This window comes from Marinifilum sp. D714 (genome assembly GCF_030851345.1).
In the GTDB taxonomy this organism is placed as follows: Bacteria; Bacteroidota; Bacteroidia; order Bacteroidales; family Marinifilaceae; genus Marinifilum.
The window spans coordinates 70,041-85,260 of the sequence record NZ_JALPNU010000013.1; the positions used below are offsets into that span (position 1 = coordinate 70,041).

The 15,220-nt window shown below is 36.5% G+C and carries 14 protein-coding genes and 1 tRNA gene; 7 read left to right on the forward strand and 8 right to left on the reverse strand.

Features of this window, described 5'->3' with window-relative positions; all coding sequences use genetic code 11:
- Nucleotides 1-25 precede the first annotated feature (25 nt).
- The 3 genes from M0051_RS12925 to M0051_RS12935 are packed head-to-tail and all read right to left on the reverse strand — an operon-like array spanning nucleotide 26 to nucleotide 3,295.
- Nucleotides 26-1,276, reverse strand: a complete 1,251-nt coding sequence (locus M0051_RS12925; protein ID WP_306741932.1) for an ABC transporter permease — start codon at nucleotides 1,274-1,276, stop codon at nucleotides 26-28.
- Nucleotides 1,277-1,300: 24 nt separating this feature from the next.
- Complete coding sequence (locus M0051_RS12930; RefSeq protein WP_306741933.1) at nucleotides 1,301-2,554, reverse strand: ABC transporter permease; 1,254 nt, start codon at nucleotides 2,552-2,554, stop codon at nucleotides 1,301-1,303.
- A 21-nt stretch (nucleotides 2,555-2,575) separates the two neighbouring features.
- Nucleotides 2,576-3,295, reverse strand: a complete 720-nt coding sequence (locus tag M0051_RS12935; RefSeq protein ID WP_306741934.1) for an ABC transporter ATP-binding protein — start codon at nucleotides 3,293-3,295, stop codon at nucleotides 2,576-2,578.
- A gap of 402 nt (nucleotides 3,296-3,697) precedes the next feature.
- On the opposite strand from M0051_RS12935, the gene M0051_RS12940 reads away from it, so the two are divergent.
- From M0051_RS12940 to M0051_RS12950, 3 genes are all read left to right on the forward strand, one after another.
- On the forward strand, nucleotides 3,698-5,041 hold the full coding sequence (locus tag M0051_RS12940; protein WP_306741935.1) for a deoxyguanosinetriphosphate triphosphohydrolase: 1,344 nt from the start codon (nucleotides 3,698-3,700) through the stop codon (nucleotides 5,039-5,041).
- Nucleotides 5,042-5,044: 3 nt separating this feature from the next.
- Nucleotides 5,045-5,566, forward strand: a complete 522-nt coding sequence (locus M0051_RS12945; protein ID WP_306741936.1) for a hypothetical protein — start codon at nucleotides 5,045-5,047, stop codon at nucleotides 5,564-5,566.
- Between the two features lie 182 nt (nucleotides 5,567-5,748).
- Nucleotides 5,749-5,898 (forward strand): hypothetical protein, encoded by a 150-nt coding sequence (locus tag M0051_RS12950; RefSeq protein WP_306741937.1) that lies wholly within the window; start codon nucleotides 5,749-5,751, stop codon nucleotides 5,896-5,898.
- 95 nt (nucleotides 5,899-5,993) lie between these two features.
- On the opposite strand, the gene M0051_RS12955 is transcribed toward M0051_RS12950, so the two are convergent.
- The 3 genes from M0051_RS12955 to M0051_RS12965 all read right to left on the reverse strand — a co-directional run bounded on the left by M0051_RS12955 (nucleotide 5,994) and on the right by M0051_RS12965 (nucleotide 9,849).
- The gene (locus tag M0051_RS12955) at nucleotides 5,994-7,097 is read right to left on the reverse strand and encodes a CotH kinase family protein (RefSeq protein ID WP_306741938.1); all 1,104 of its coding nucleotides are present in this window, start codon (nucleotides 7,095-7,097) and stop codon (nucleotides 5,994-5,996) included.
- A gap of 25 nt (nucleotides 7,098-7,122) precedes the next feature.
- Nucleotides 7,123-8,997: a metallophosphoesterase gene (locus tag M0051_RS12960; protein WP_306741939.1), complete on the reverse strand. Its 1,875-nt coding sequence runs from the start codon at nucleotides 8,995-8,997 to the stop codon at nucleotides 7,123-7,125.
- Nucleotides 8,998-9,141: 144 nt separating this feature from the next.
- Nucleotides 9,142-9,849: a hypothetical protein gene (locus M0051_RS12965; RefSeq protein ID WP_306741940.1), complete on the reverse strand. Its 708-nt coding sequence runs from the start codon at nucleotides 9,847-9,849 to the stop codon at nucleotides 9,142-9,144.
- Between the two features lie 1,062 nt (nucleotides 9,850-10,911).
- On the opposite strand from M0051_RS12965, the gene M0051_RS12970 reads away from it, so the two are divergent.
- From M0051_RS12970 to M0051_RS12980, 3 genes are all read left to right on the forward strand, one after another.
- Nucleotides 10,912-11,355 (forward strand): Hsp20/alpha crystallin family protein, encoded by a 444-nt coding sequence (locus M0051_RS12970; RefSeq protein ID WP_306741941.1) that lies wholly within the window; start codon nucleotides 10,912-10,914, stop codon nucleotides 11,353-11,355.
- 428 nt (nucleotides 11,356-11,783) lie between these two features.
- Nucleotides 11,784-13,301, forward strand: a complete 1,518-nt coding sequence (locus tag M0051_RS12975) for a Do family serine endopeptidase (RefSeq protein ID WP_306741942.1) — start codon at nucleotides 11,784-11,786, stop codon at nucleotides 13,299-13,301.
- A gap of 164 nt (nucleotides 13,302-13,465) precedes the next feature.
- On the forward strand, nucleotides 13,466-13,663 hold the full coding sequence (locus M0051_RS12980) for a hypothetical protein (protein WP_306741943.1): 198 nt from the start codon (nucleotides 13,466-13,468) through the stop codon (nucleotides 13,661-13,663).
- Nucleotides 13,664-13,759: 96 nt separating this feature from the next.
- On the opposite strand, the gene M0051_RS12985 is transcribed toward M0051_RS12980, so the two are convergent.
- Nucleotides 13,760-14,638, reverse strand: a complete 879-nt coding sequence (locus M0051_RS12985; protein ID WP_306741944.1) for a radical SAM protein — start codon at nucleotides 14,636-14,638, stop codon at nucleotides 13,760-13,762.
- 154 nt (nucleotides 14,639-14,792) lie between these two features.
- Between M0051_RS12985 and M0051_RS12990 the strand changes: the two genes are divergently transcribed.
- Entirely contained in the window at nucleotides 14,793-15,077 is a 285-nt protein-coding gene (locus M0051_RS12990; RefSeq protein ID WP_306741945.1) for an acylphosphatase, read from the forward strand.
- Between the two features lie 47 nt (nucleotides 15,078-15,124).
- Here the strand turns inward: M0051_RS12990 and M0051_RS12995 are convergent.
- A tRNA-Gln gene (locus M0051_RS12995) sits at nucleotides 15,125-15,195 on the reverse strand.
- Nucleotides 15,196-15,220: the final 25 nt, after the last annotated feature.

Below are 15,220 nucleotides of genomic sequence, written 5' to 3' on the forward strand. Positions count from 1 at the left end.
TGTATTATTTTCAGATTTATGACTTTTATTCGTATCTCAACGCATCAACGGGTTTAATTCTGATGGCTCTTTGTGCTGGTAAAAGTCCAGCAAGAACTCCAAAAAATATCAAAACTCCGAGTGCTATAAATGCTACATTAATATCAACGTAGGGATTTAAAATTTGAGGGTTAGGACTTCCTTCAGTTGCTTTGCCAATTAACTCAACAATAACAACTCCAAGTACCAATCCCCAAAATCCTGCAAAAGTGGTTAAGAATACCGATTCGTTAATGATTTGACCAACAACTAATGCAGGTTTAGCCCCAATGGCACGTTTAATCCCAAGCTCTTTGGTTCTTTCTTTCACAACAACGTGCATGATATTACTTACACCAATTACCCCTGTGATTAGAACTCCAAAACCAATAACCCAAAACAGGAATCCAATACTATTGAATAGTCCAAATATCTTATTGAATATTTTTGCAATATTGAAGTGTCCAATTGCTTGGGTATCTTCAGGGTGAATAGAGTGACGACGAGCTAGAATTTCAAATATTTTATCTTCCAATTCAGCTACCGATTCACCCACCTTAGCAGTTGCAAGGAACACATAGAATTTATCGCCATAATTATACAATTGTTGCAAGGTAGTATAAGGCAACTGAATGATATCATCTCGATTCCCCATGTTATTACTCAAAGGTTTGATCTCACCAATGATTTTGAAAAAAATACCGTTCACCTTTAGGTATTGCCCAATTGGATCCTCATCTTCTTCGAACATGAGTTCTTTAACACGAGGACCAATGGTAATTACTTTACGGAATTCTTTAAGGTCATTCTCGTTGATAAACCTACCTGAGATTACTTCAACAGGATTTACCATGTTCATTTCTGGAGATGTACCTTTGATTCTGAAATTTCCTTTTTTCTCTTTTCGAAATGTATTGTGAGTTGCACCACCACTCCAACCATTAATATCAGGAGCGATATGTTCCAATTCAGGAATGTTTTTCTTGAGAGCTAATAAATCGTCATTGGTAAATTGGTAAAATCTGTTTCTGGGCAAGCCCTTATATGCTTTGGTTGTTCTTTCTACCCAAAACACCGTTGAATTGGTTGCAAAGTTTCCCAAAGAAGATTGAATGTTATTTTGAAATCCTCTTCCTATTCCCAGAAGAGTTACCAAAATAAGAATCCCGAACATCACACCTAAGCCTGTTAGGATGGTACGAAGTTTATTCTTTTTTAGTGCGGCAGTAATTTCTTGCCATTTATCTAGATCAAACATTCTAATGTCGTTTATAAATTCGTATTACTCGTCTCTTAAAGCTTCAATTGGTCTGATGGCTGCAGCTTTTCGTGCAGGGAAAAATCCTGCCAAAGCACCGGTAATTACCAAAACAATTGTTGCGCCTATTGCTATTCCAAGATCAACTTGTGGGTCAAGGAAATATATTGCTGCTGGTGCATAAATTTTTTCGATAATGTCAAACTGATTGATAGCTTCCAATAATCCTACCCCTGCAATTAATCCTACATAACCCGAAGCAGCAGTAATAAATATTGCCTCCATTAGGATTAAGCCAACAACAGAGCCTGGAGATGCGCCAATGGCTTTTCGTATACCAATTTCTTTTGTACGCTCTCTAACAACAATCATCATGATATTGAAAACGCCAATTACGCCTAATACAATGGTGAATATTCCTATTATCCAAACAAACATTTCGATTGCACTAAATAAACCAGCGAAAGTTTGAGAGTTTTCAATATTATTCCGAATCCATAGGGCATTTTTATCTTCCTTGCTGAAGTTGTGTCTGTCAGCCATTTTATAGGTAATCTGTCTTTCAATGTTTTTACTTTCCTCTACCGAAACATCATTTAAGGTGAAAGAGATTCTACGGATATGATCGTTGTTATTGAATATTTTTTGAGCTACAGTAATCGGAATGTATATTTCTCTTGAGTTATCATCGAAACTTGACTGATGAAAAATACCAATTACTTTAAACTTGATATCGTTAATGTTGATGTATTTGTTAAGAGCAGTTTCTTTTGGGAAAAGTACTTTTTTTACCTCATCCTGAATGGCTACAACTTTTCTGTGTTCATCCAGGTCATTTTGATTAAGAAACCTTCCCTTAAGGATTTCAAAGTTTTTAATTTCTTTGTAGGTATCATGAACAGGCGATACGTTAAAATTTCCGAAATTATTTTTGTAGGAAATGGTTTCAGCTCCTGGAATGTATGACATCGCCGAAATCACATCTATTTTTTGAATCGATTTTTTCAGATTCAGGAAATCATCATTTACCATTTGAATCCTTTTGCCTTCTGGAGTTCCTTTGTATGCTTTGGTCGTTCTACCACCAAATATTTGCATGCTGTTTGTTGCATCCTGAGCAAAAACAGAAGTCATACCATTACGTAGGCCTCTTCCTGCACCCAAAAGGAAAATCAACATAAATATACCCGTTGCAACCGAAAAACCGGTTAATATCGTACGGGTTTTGTTTTTCCTGATGGTACTAAATATTTCTTGCCACTTATCTCTGTCGAACATAGCTTGATATTAGGGTTTGTTTTATTCCTGAAGAGGAATTTTAACCGATTCAGTATTGTTAATTTTGTTATTCTCTACGATTGATTCGATAACACCATCCTTTAAATTGATGATTCTATCTGTCATATGGGCAATGTCATTTTCGTGAGTAACAATAATTACTGTAATTCCTGATTGGTTGATTTCTCTTAAAAGATCCATTACTTCAATTGAAGTTGCAGAGTCAAGAGCTCCGGTTGGTTCATCGGCTAAAATAATTTTGGGTTGGGTGATCATAGCACGGGCGATAGCTACTCTTTGCTTTTGCCCACCCGAAAGTTCGTTTGGCATATGGTGTGCCCATTCTTTTAATCCCATTTTATCAAGATATTCTACGGCAAGATTATTTCTCTTTTTTCTTGATACTTTTTGATAGTAAAGTGGGAGTGCCACGTTTTCCATGGCATTTTTAAAAGAAATCAGATTAAATGATTGAAATACAAAACCCAACAAATTATTGCGAAGCTTGGCAGCTTTTGTTTCGCTCATCGATTTAATTTCCTCATTGTTTAGCTCGTAAACTCCTTCGTCATGGTTGTCTAAAAGTCCGAGAATATTCAATAATGTTGACTTTCCGGACCCGGAAGATCCCATGATTGATACCAATTCACCTTCTTTAATGTGCAAATCGATACCTTTAAGGACATGCAACTTGTTGGTTCCGGTAATGTACGATTTGTGAATGTTTTGTAATCGGATCATAATATTGATGTATTTTTAAAAAACCTATATACAATAGTAATTTTATGTGATTGGATTTCAAATTTATTTAGACCAACGTACACAATTGTCGACAAACCTGTATTATCAACTGATAATGTCGAAATAAATAAGCATAATAATAAAATAGAAAATCTTCACCCCAATGATCTTATATTTTTCAATACTCGTGCCACATAACGGAACTGTCATTAAATCAGTGTAATGAATGATTTTTATATTTTTTTTTGATGATTTATGTGTACGATGTTATTACATAGGATGTACGGATTCGTACAATTCAATATATCAGTATAACAGTTAAAGTGGTGAATTGTTAATAATTGCTAAACAAATCGGGCAACGAGAATTTTTAATGTAATTTAGGAGCTTTAAATCTAAATTATGGATTGGATAAAATTACTTTCAACGAAAAGATTCGGACAAGAAGATAAATACTCACCAGCAAGTGTTGATGTGAGAACTCAATTTCAAAGAGATTACGACAGGTTGATATTTTCATCGCCATTTCGTCGTTTACAAAATAAAACACAAGTATTTCCGCTTCCCGGAAGTATTTTTGTACACAATCGATTAACTCATAGTCTTGAGGTCTCTAGTGTTGGAAGATCACTTGGTAATTTGCTGGCTGAAAAATTAATTGAGAAGAAAAAAGTAGATCCTGATTCAGGAATTAGGGAAATAGGCAGTATTGTTGCGGCAGCATGTTTGGCTCATGATTTGGGTAATCCTCCTTTTGGACACTCTGGGGAGAAAGCTTTGTCGCACTATTTTGAAAAAGGAGAAGGGGCAGAGCTTAAGGATAAATTTAGCGATGAGGAATGGTTTGATTTAATCAACTTTGAGGGCAATGCAAATGCATTACGATTATTGACACATGCTTTTAATGGAAGAAGAAAAGGAGGGTTTGCACTAACTTATTCTACCATCGCATCTATTGTAAAGTATCCTTGGGAGTCAAATAAAATTCCTGAAGTTGGAAAAAGAAAGTATGGATATTTTCAAACAGAAAAGGAATCTTACTTTAAGATTGCCAAAGAATTGGAAATTCCCGAGGTAAGTAAAGGAATATATGCACGATTTCCTTTGGTTTACCTGGTTGAGGCAGCCGATGATATTTGTTATCAAATTATGGATATCGAGGATGCTCACAAATTAAACATTTTGAGTACTGCAGAAACCAAGGAACTCCTTCTAAACTTTTATGACCCTAAAAAAGACAAATCAAGTCTTGAGAGAATTGATGAAACTTGCCAAGAGGTTACTGATACCAATGAGCAGATTGCATTTATAAGAGCCAGCGTGATTGGTAAACTGGTGGGAGAGTGTGTTCATGTTTTTCTTGATAATTACGACGATATTTTAAGTGGAACATTTACTGGTACTTTAATCAAGGAAGTAGAGCCAATTTGCAAGCAAGCTTATAAAACTTGCACGGGAGTTGCTGTTCAGAGAATTTATCGACACCGATCTGTTATCGAAATAGAATTGGCAGGTTATAAAATCTTAGGAACCTTATTGGAGGAATTCGTTTCAGCAGTGATGGAACCAGATAATTTCTATTCTAAGAACTTACTATCCTTAATTCCTCAGCAATACGATGTGTCGGGTGAGAACGATTACAAGAAAATCATGTCGGTATTGGATTTTGTATCTGGCATGACCGATGTATTTGCTCTTGATTTGTATCGAAAAATAAAAGGGATTGAGTTACCTGAAATAAAGTAAAGTATGAGAAAGTTTATATTGATCTGTATGCTAAGTTTGGCATGGATATCAGGTGCAATTGCACAGGAAGAATGGAAAAAGGTAGAATCAGAAAAATCAAAAATAAGATTTTCGATTCCCGATCAACCCATTGTTCAAAATAAAGAACTCAATGGAATTTCGATAGAGGTTTTTAGTTTTAAGGATGCAGTTACAGTATTTGGGATTGTAGCTTCTGATTTTTCAGGAGTAGGAATTGATTTTACCTATTCAGATCCGACCGAATATTATGAAGAAATGAAAGAAGGCAGTTTGGTAAGTAATGGAACAATTTTATTAGAGGAAAGATCCGTGGCTTACCAAAAAATGCTGGGAAAAGAAATTGAATATACCCAAATGGTTGGTAAACATGAGTATACCTATTTTAAACGATTCTTCTTCCGTGGAAAATACATTTATCAAATTGCGATAGGTGGGCCATCTCGAATGAAAAGAATACTTCTTGACAAAAAGAATTTGTACTTTAATTCGGTGGAATTTTTATAATAACCGGACTTTCTGTGAATAATATTTTTAGTCAAAATCAGGTTAATATTTACGTAAATATTAATTGATATTACGTAATTGTGAATTCATATTACGTAATCGTTAAACCATACAAAAACAGCTTGAATATTAATCATATTCCTATTAAATTTAAGGTAGTAAAACAGTAAACTTTAGGGGATATGAAACTATTAAAAAAGCTAAAAGATTTGTTCTACACGGTAGACGACGATTTCGTGGTTGTTGATCTTACTACGAAAATGATTCAATCGATGAATGCTAGAGAGTGGAATCGATTAAAAAACAAGAAAAACTTCATGGTAATAAAGTAGTTCTTTTTGTAAAAAGTAAAATAGATAGGCTAGAATGATATTGGCAAATCGTTTTAGCCTGAGGGTTTGGCGACCTTATGAAAAAATGATTTCGACTATTTGTCGGAATTTTTTTTGTCTTTTTCTTTGTATTTCTTCAATCCCCGAATAACAATGTTACCTGTTCCGTTTGGATTGCAAGGATATTGAAATTCCCTTTTGCTTAATTTTTCATCATTGATAATTTCATAGAATCTGTCGAGGTATTTAAGTGTGTGTTTCTTGTAAGTCTTATCGAGGAAGGTATTGCTCTTGTAAATGGCATAAATTTCTTTTTTCAATTCATTAAATAACTGGAAAGTAGATTCAAATTCACTCATATCATCAATACAATATCCTCTATACCTTCTATCGCGAACAGAATTTAATTGAAGGGCTTCTGCAGGTGCTGCATATGAAGTATTTACCATTCCCGACATGTCAAAATCATAAGGAACGGCATACAAGGATGAGTTCTTTTCGCTGTTTAAGATTTTAATATTGTGAAGGTATTGGATAGACCAATCGGTGTTGCCAATCAGAAATTGAAATACAGACATTTTAAGAAAATACTCCTTATTGATAGTTTTAGGATTAACATTTAACTGCTTTCGAATTGCAGAATGATTTCGCCCGGCCATTTCATCCTGATCTTCCAAAAGAATTCCATAGGTAGCACTTCTGATTTTATTTCTTTTTGTGTCTTCAAAAATTACTTTCACCAATCTTACTCGAAAGCTTTTCTCTGTAATTAACTGGTAGATTTTATAAACCAGGTATTCTTGCACAACAAATTTTTCATCAGCACAAGTTGTAACCAGTTTTAATTTATTCTGCCCCCTAAAAATGGTTTCAGCCAAATCTGGCAAAGTATCAAAATTTAAAAGTAGAGGAGGAGTTGCACAGTTTATTCTCATTTTGCGAAAATGCCCACGTGTTTTCACACGGATATCTAAAGAGTGTTCTTGGTTATTGATTTCATATGAGAAAACAAAAGGGTGATATTTTGCATTTTCTTTTCTGTCATTGAACAATTTTCTGATATCTCCTTTGAGTTTGATTTCAAAAATCTCATCACTATCGAACAGTGGAGATGGCCCATAAGAGTTGTTTGTGTCATTTTGAGCGCAAACTTCCCAGGTAAAACACAAGGATAATATCAGGACGAAAAAGAATCTCATATTAATAATTTGTGGTGTATGTGATTTATTTCCGAAGGGTATATTCATCAATCAATTCCAATGTGTCAGGATTCTTAACGCGAACACTGATTTTGTTTCCATCAACATCAATCAGCACAAGAGCATTTTGCGTAGAAAAGTTTCGAACATTTTCCGACCATGGCGTTTTCTCCTGTGCATAATAGGGGGCACCAGCTGCACCATTGTTTATCTGGTAAAAAGTTCTGCTCAATTCCAGCTTTTCGTGTGGATACTCTTGGGGATATCTTAGCATTTTATTGGTGATGGTAAGTAAGTTATAGTTGTGTTCATCGCCACTTAGAATGGCCACCGTTTTTTTGCACTTGTTAACGATGAGGTCAAGCAGTTCATCACGCCTTTCGATGATGCCTTTCTCATAAAATTGTCCTTTCACAACCGCTCTAAACTTGTTGTTCCCATCATACCACATATCATCTTTTACATGTCCGCCATTGGGAAAGAAAGGAGTGTGTATAGAGATAAAAACATGGTCGACATCTTTATTTTTTTCCAACTGCTTTAGTGTTTTTTGAAGCCATATCATTTGATTATCCATTATAAAAGCATGGAGATTACCACCAGTGGTGGATAAGCCACTTGGAGCATAAAAATAATCTGAATTCAGGACAACTACAGCAACATTATCGTAGGCATACCAGAATACACTTTCCTTGTAGGAAGGAAAATCTATTTTATTGGGATTTGGATCGTATTTTGAGTTGTCTTCGCTACGTGGGCCATTTTCGTGCAATACAAAATTATCCTGGAACAAAGATTCACTTGAATCATCCTTAAAAGGAAAGTGATCGATGGCATGATAAGTGCCTGCCTCGGTATCGTTAAAAACAAAATTATAGGCTTCGTGGTTTCCAAAGCCCGGAACAAAAGGAATGTAATGCCACCAGGGTTCCACTGCATGTTTCCAGTTTGCATATTGCAGATTCATCCGTTCGCGACTGGTATCGTAGCCATTAATTAAATCGCCTGTAAACTGAACAAACTTGACATTTTCGGACATGGCCAAAGCTGCAATCTTTTTCATGATGTAAGCATTGGTGCCAAAAATGTTTCGCTCGCCGCCACCGTTTCCAGCGCGAGAATCACTGCCATAAGCAAATGTAAAAGCCTTTCTGCTTCCCGGATTTGGAGCCGTTTCAAAACTAAAGTCATATTTAAAATCAGCCACCGAAACGGTATAGGTATGCTTGCGAGAGGCTTGTAAATCATTAACCTTTATTTCATGATATTTGGCTGGCCTTTTGTCTTTGTATGTCTTGCCATTAATTTGAATGCCTGCCTCAATCTCTTCAGATGTTGTAAAAGATATCACAGCACCTTTGTGCGAAAGCTGATTGATAAAAGGACCTTCAACAATGGTAGGTTCTGTTTTAAACATTCCGTCGGAGTAGGTAAAAGCCATTCTGCCATCGTAAAGCATGTCGCCTTTGTTGTTTACGATACGAAAGCCAATCACTCCTTTTCCTGTCTTCTCCCAATCGATCATATCATACTTACCCGATAAAAATCTTTTAATTGGGATATGACAAATGCCAATATTTATGGGCGAACTCTCACGAAAATAAACCGGTTGTGGATGCTTGCCATCATTGTAATTGATAAATCCATAGTACAGTGTACCATTCAGTTCCGGAAATTTAAAATCAAAGCTTAATCCTTCTCTTGTTCCGATGGCAGCCGTGTATAAATCTTCAAATTTGAATTGATCATCTGCTTTTAAGGCATAAATTCTTCTGTTTTCCATTTGTAGAAATACGCCATTTTCATCGGAGCCGATATTGCTGTAAACAGCTGGAATCTCCTGCGCAAGGCTAAGCGAAAATGTTGTCAGAAGTAGGGCAATGGTATTCAGAATCTTCATGTTGTTTGCTTATTTAAAATGATTCTATTAAAGATACAACATGATCAATTCAATGTGAAAATTATTTTTTGGATGATTTAAAAAAGCGAACCCCAAATATTCTTGAGATTCGCCCCGGTAAATATATCAACTTAACACTATTTTCTATTCTTCGTTTGTTGTTTCTTCAACTACTTCTTCATTTTCTTCGGCTTGTGTGGTCGATTTGCTCGAAGCATAAAGCACATAGTCGTTGTAAAAAGCTTCGTTTTTGTGCTCCCAGATTCTTTTACCCACCTCGCACAATTCAACAATTAATTCGTAAAGCTCATTACCCATTGCAAGACGCTCCACACTTTTTTGTTCGCGAATTGATATGGCCTCGGCTTGTGCATCAATGGCATCGTCTAAAGCAATGGTAGCATCGGTAGTTTGGGTGATTAACTCGGGAGTTACATTGCGTTTGCTCAATGGTTCTTTAAAGAATTCGGCAGTTTGACAAACATGCTTGGCATAGGCTACCAACTCATTATCGGTTTTGCGATCTACTCCGCTAAAACGGAAGGTTGCATACTCTTTACTACCGCTTCCCAAAGCCAATTTGGCTTTAAAAGCAACTTCTCCTAAAAGTCCTACCAAAGTACTTCTGCATTCGTCCTTGGCATTGGTTTTTAAGGTTTTTTGTCCTTCCCAATACATGTCGGGCAGGATATCTTTAAACTGTTTGGTTTTATCTGCCACCTGGGTAGGAATGGTTTCTTCGTAGCCAAACTTCACGAATTCCGCCACATCACGAGCAACAACAGCTTGAACTCTATCGCCGCGCTGTCCTAACTCAGAATAGGCCATTGTAAATTTTTTAGTCTGTTTCATTGTTTAATAATTTTAGGGTGATTAATATATTTTACCGTTGTAATTAATATGTTGTAAAAAAATACAGATTTAAGTTAATAATATTATGCTTTTACTTGTATTAAAATATGTTAAAAGTAATTGGAGGTAGCTGAAATGCCGATTAACAGTAGCTTTGCGACTATTTTGTTAGATGAGATTTTAGTTTTCGGCTTATAATCAGGTGCTAAAATGACTTTTTGTTTGAGTTTAAAAAGGCGAAAATAATAGTTGATATGTCATTTTTTGTATGAGACCTGCCAATGTTAGCGTGAGACTTGCCAATGTTTTCCTCAATGTTAATAAGTGCACGCTCATACCTGCCATCTGCATCGAGAGACCTGCGAACCGCACGCTCAATGTTGAAAACTGCGCCGTCAATGTTAATAAATGCACCGTGAGACCGGTCATCTGCATCGAGAGACCTGCCATCTGCACGCTCAATGTTGATAACCGCACGCTCATTGTTAATAAGTGCAATGCATTTGGTAGGAATGAGTCAAACATTGGCAGATGGGGGCATGCATTTGCTCACTCTCACAAGCCCAAGGGCAGGCAGAAGCACGCCGATGAGGAGAATTAGCGTACCAATAACAGGATTGAGGGAAACAAAAACAAGAATGAGAATGCAGTTGTGGGTGTTATGGTAGAGACGTAGCACTGCTACGTCTTTACGGATGAGGGGGGATTTTGTGAGGAATGGGGAGTTTTCCATAAAGCCTGCATTTAATGCTCGCGCAATCTTTTATTCAATTGATCAATTAGAGCGATATTGAAACAAATCAGGTAAAGATTAAAATTGCATAGTGTGACACAATGTCCTAGTTAATAGTTGTTTGTGTCAAAAATTCAGAAAAAATATTTTCAATAATGAAAAATTGTCAGTTAACAGTATTGCGGGGTTTTTAAAGAGCTTTTGATTTTCAGTGTAATACAAAATGTTGGTGGTTTTGGCATTCAGTTTGAAAGACATAAAGTGAATCGCGATTCTAATTTTAATGAGAATATAAGTATGTATTAATTTAAATTAGGGAGGATATAATTATGACTTTAGTTAAGAAAAATACCGATAATTTTTTCCCATCCTTCTTTGATAACTTTTTCTCCAGAGATTGGATGGATTGGAATACCACAAATTTCTCAACTACAAACACCACTTTGCCTGCGGTGAATGTAAAGGAGGATAAAAACGAATTTACGATTGAGGTTGCGGCACCAGGAATGGATAAGAAAGACTTCAATATTAATTTAGAGAACAATCAGTTGACCATTTCTTCTGAAAAGAAGAGTGAGGTTGAAAATAAGGGAGACAAATATACCAGAAAAGAATTCTCTTATTGTTCGTTCCAGCGTTCGTTCCAGTTGCCTTCGGAGGTGGTGGATGGCGATAAAATAAAGGCCAATTACTCTGATGGAATTTTGGTGATTCACTTGCCTAAAAAAGAAGAAGCGAAGCCTAAACCAGCCAGAATTATTAAGATTTCCTAAAATTCATAGGACTGTTTATAAAAAATATGCTTGCCACTTACTCTGCAAAAGGTAGGTGGTAAGCTTATGGATTAGAATGAGCTTTAAAATAAAAGGTTTATTTAAATTGGAATCAAGAGAAATAGATTTCTCTTATCCTCAAGCCGGTAGGCTCCTACTTTTTCCATTGATGAAAAAGTAGGCAAAAAATCTAGGGCGTGTAAGGTCAAACTACTGATACTTGAAAACTTTAAGTGCGGCGGGGTGATTTTCGAACAAAGTTCTCAACTTCCCCTTCTTTCTAAAAGTTTTCTGCGCATAAGCAACTTGACCTTCCAATGCCCATTGAGCCAATACATGTTTTGCGTCATTGAGTGGCGTTTAATTTAGTTGTGTATTCGGCAGTTATCAAGCTAGTAGTAAGATTTTAAACATTAAAATGATTTGTTATGAAGAAGATTGCTCAATTATTTATAGTTGCATTCATTGCCAGTGCAATTACATCTGTTGGATTTATTTTCTTTAATAAGGAAGATAAAACCTACACCATTAAACATGTAGATTCTGCACCCGTTGTTGGGGCGGCATACACGGTAAACCATAATGGAGAGGTGGTTCCATTGCAATTTACTGATGTATCCAAGAAAGTGATGGATGCAGTGGTGCATATTAAATCAACCCATATTCAAGGAACTCAAAGCAGACAGAAAGTTCCGTCGCCTTTTAGGGATTTTTTCAACGACAATATGCTGAAAGATTTTTTTGGTCCTCATTTTAAGTTCGAACAAAGAACACCTCAGCAAAGAGGACCATATACCAGGGTGGGAACTGGTTCGGGAGTCATTATTAGTTCCGATGGATATATTGTTACCAACAATCATGTAATTGATGGTGCTGAAGATATTGAAGTAAGCCTACACGATAATAGGGTGTACAAAGCGAAGGTGATTGGAACCGATCCAACAACCGATTTGGCTGTGATTCAGATTAAAGAAAAGAAATTGATTCACGTACCATTTGTAAACTCCGATGATGTGGAAATTGGAGAGTGGGTTTTGGCAGTTGGAAATCCGTTTAATTTAAATTCGACAGTAACAGCGGGTATTGTTAGTGCAAAAGGCAGGAATATCAATATCCTACAGTCGCAATCGGCAATAGAATCCTTCATTCAGACCGATGCGGCAATCAACCCTGGAAATAGTGGTGGAGCTTTGGTAAATCTAAAAGGAGGATTAATAGGTATTAATACTGCTATTGCGAGTCCTACAGGTTCTTATTCAGGTTATGGATTTGCCATTCCATCGAATATTGTGAGTAAGGTTGTTGAAGATATTTTAGAATACGGATTTGTGCAGCGCGGTTATATGGGCATTACTATCCGAAGTGTAGATGGAAATTTTGCCAAAGAAAAAGAATTGGATGTTACCGAGGGTGTGTATGTGGATAGCCTAATGAATGAAAGCTCTGCAAAAGAGGCAGGCCTTCAAAAAGGTGATGTGATTGTGAAGGTGAATAAAAATAGGATAAAGACATCTTCTGATTTGCTCGAAATAATTGGTCAGCACCGACCGGGAGATCAATTGTTGGTAGGAGTAAATCGTTTTGGAAAGACCAAAGAGTTTGAGGTTACTTTAAAGAATGCGCAGGGCGAAAGCGAAATTAGCAGTACCAATCAACAGGATATAATTTCCAAACTAGGAGCTGAAATTATTGAAGTGGATGAAGAAAAAGCTTCAAAACTGGATGTGCCAACAGGTTTAATGATTGAAAAGCTAAATTCCGGCTTGCTGCGAAATCAAACCAATATGAAGGAGGGTTTTGTAATCACACATGTGAATGATAAACGTGTAGAAAGCCTGAAGGAATTAAAAGCTTTACTGAAAGGGAAATCGGGAGGTGTGATGCTTAAAGGAGTTTACCTTGATTATCCTGGACAACATTATTACGCCTTTGGCATTGGTGAATAGGCACAAATGATTTAGATGTAATTAAAGTGTTAAAGCAGATTTTCTTTTAATACTATTTTAATGTTGTATGTATTATGTCGATCGATTTCTAAAGCCTTAGATAGAGAACGCGAAGCAATATGGCATGTTAGAGATTGATCGGTATAATTAAATAATCATCAGATATGTTAGAACATCAGAAGTTTGTTTTGCAGGCTGTTGCCGATCAGGAAAATTTATTTCGAAAAGAGTTAATTAAATCAATGAATTGGCTGGATGAATATGATCAGGAAAAGTTATTAAACTGGCTTAAGGAGCGTTTTAACAATCGAAAGGATATCATCGATGAGATCATAAATACTAGCTTGGTTCCATTATATTAGTCTCTTTGCTTATTTTCTAAAAAGAGTCTATTCGGTGTAAACTGGATAGACTCTTCTTTAATATTTTTCGATAGATATATTTACTGGAGGTGATTTTTACAATCCTCTCATCCATTCCTCGCGCAATCTTGCATTGGCAGGATCATCGAGAACTGCATTAATTCTATCGAGCATTTCCTGTTTGTCGCGAGGGAAGTTGCCACGCAAAACCAAATAGTTGGAAGCATGGTCGCTGCGGAAAACAGTTGATTCCAGTTCCAGGTTTTCGATAAAGACTTTCATTTCGGCAATCAGCTCAACGGTGTTCAAAGGAATAAATTCACCATCGAACTTTTTGGCAAAATGATCTTCGCCATAAGGATAGCTCAAAACCAATGTAGAAAGGAACTCTGGTTGAATTTCGTTGATTACCTTGGCAGAATTTAAGGCATGCTGGTAGGAGTAGTTTTTACCACCCAGTCCGTTTAGAATCATTACCGAAAGTTTGATTCCTGCTGCACGCGCTCTTTTTAAAGCTTTGGCAGTACTCTCATAGTTTTCCGATTTGTTGATTCTGCCCAACAATTCATCATCCCCAGACTCGATTCCTACGTATAGAAGTTTTAATCCTTTTGCCGCCAATTGTTGTAGCTCTTCATCAGTTTTGGCTTCAATATCTTTAGGCAAAGCATAGGCTGATACACGAGTCAATCTTGGAAACTTCTCATTTAATCTGTCCAATATGCGCGAAAGCTTGTCAAAGGATAATACCATTGCATTGCCATCAGCCAAAAATACCTTGCGATAATGATTGGCATAGGGCTGCATGGAAGCTATATCGGCAAAAATATCTTCTTCTTTGCGAGTGCGAAATTGCTTGCTGCTGTACATTTCGCAAAATGCACACTTGTTCCAGGCACATCCTAGTGTTACCTGCAGTATAAAGGAGTAGGCCTCGCTTGGCGGGCGGAATAATGGTTCGTCGTATTGGATCATGATGGCAAAAATAATACGTAGGGACGTTGAATGCAACGTCTGTAAGTGTAAATGATTGAAATCATATAAAATCATAAGCATCATGAAAACCTGCGTCTTCATGAGTAGATCATGTTCCTAACTTAAATTTCTTAACTTCGTAACTCAAATTGTAATGGATTCGTTTGTGGCAGAAAAATCAGTAAATATCACCGTTTTTGGAAAAGTACAAGGAGTTGGTTTTCGTTATCATACCAGAAAGGCGGCGCAGCGTTTTGGTGTGAATGGTTTTGTAAAGAACCAGGTAAACGGAACAGTTTATGTAGAAGCAGAAGGGGATGAATTGGCTGTTGAATTGTTTTGCGAGTGGTGTAAGCAAGGACCAGACTGGGCCAGAGTAGATCGCATTAATATTTGCGATGCTGGTGCGAAAGAATATTCTGGATTCGAAATCAGGTAATGGTATAAAAATAAAAAAAGCTCCGAAGTAATTTCGAAGCTTTTAAGTTGACCCATAAGGACTCGAACCTTAAACGTCTGGACCAAAACCAGATGTGTTACCATTACACCATGGGTCAATACCATACAGTCATTTTCTGACTA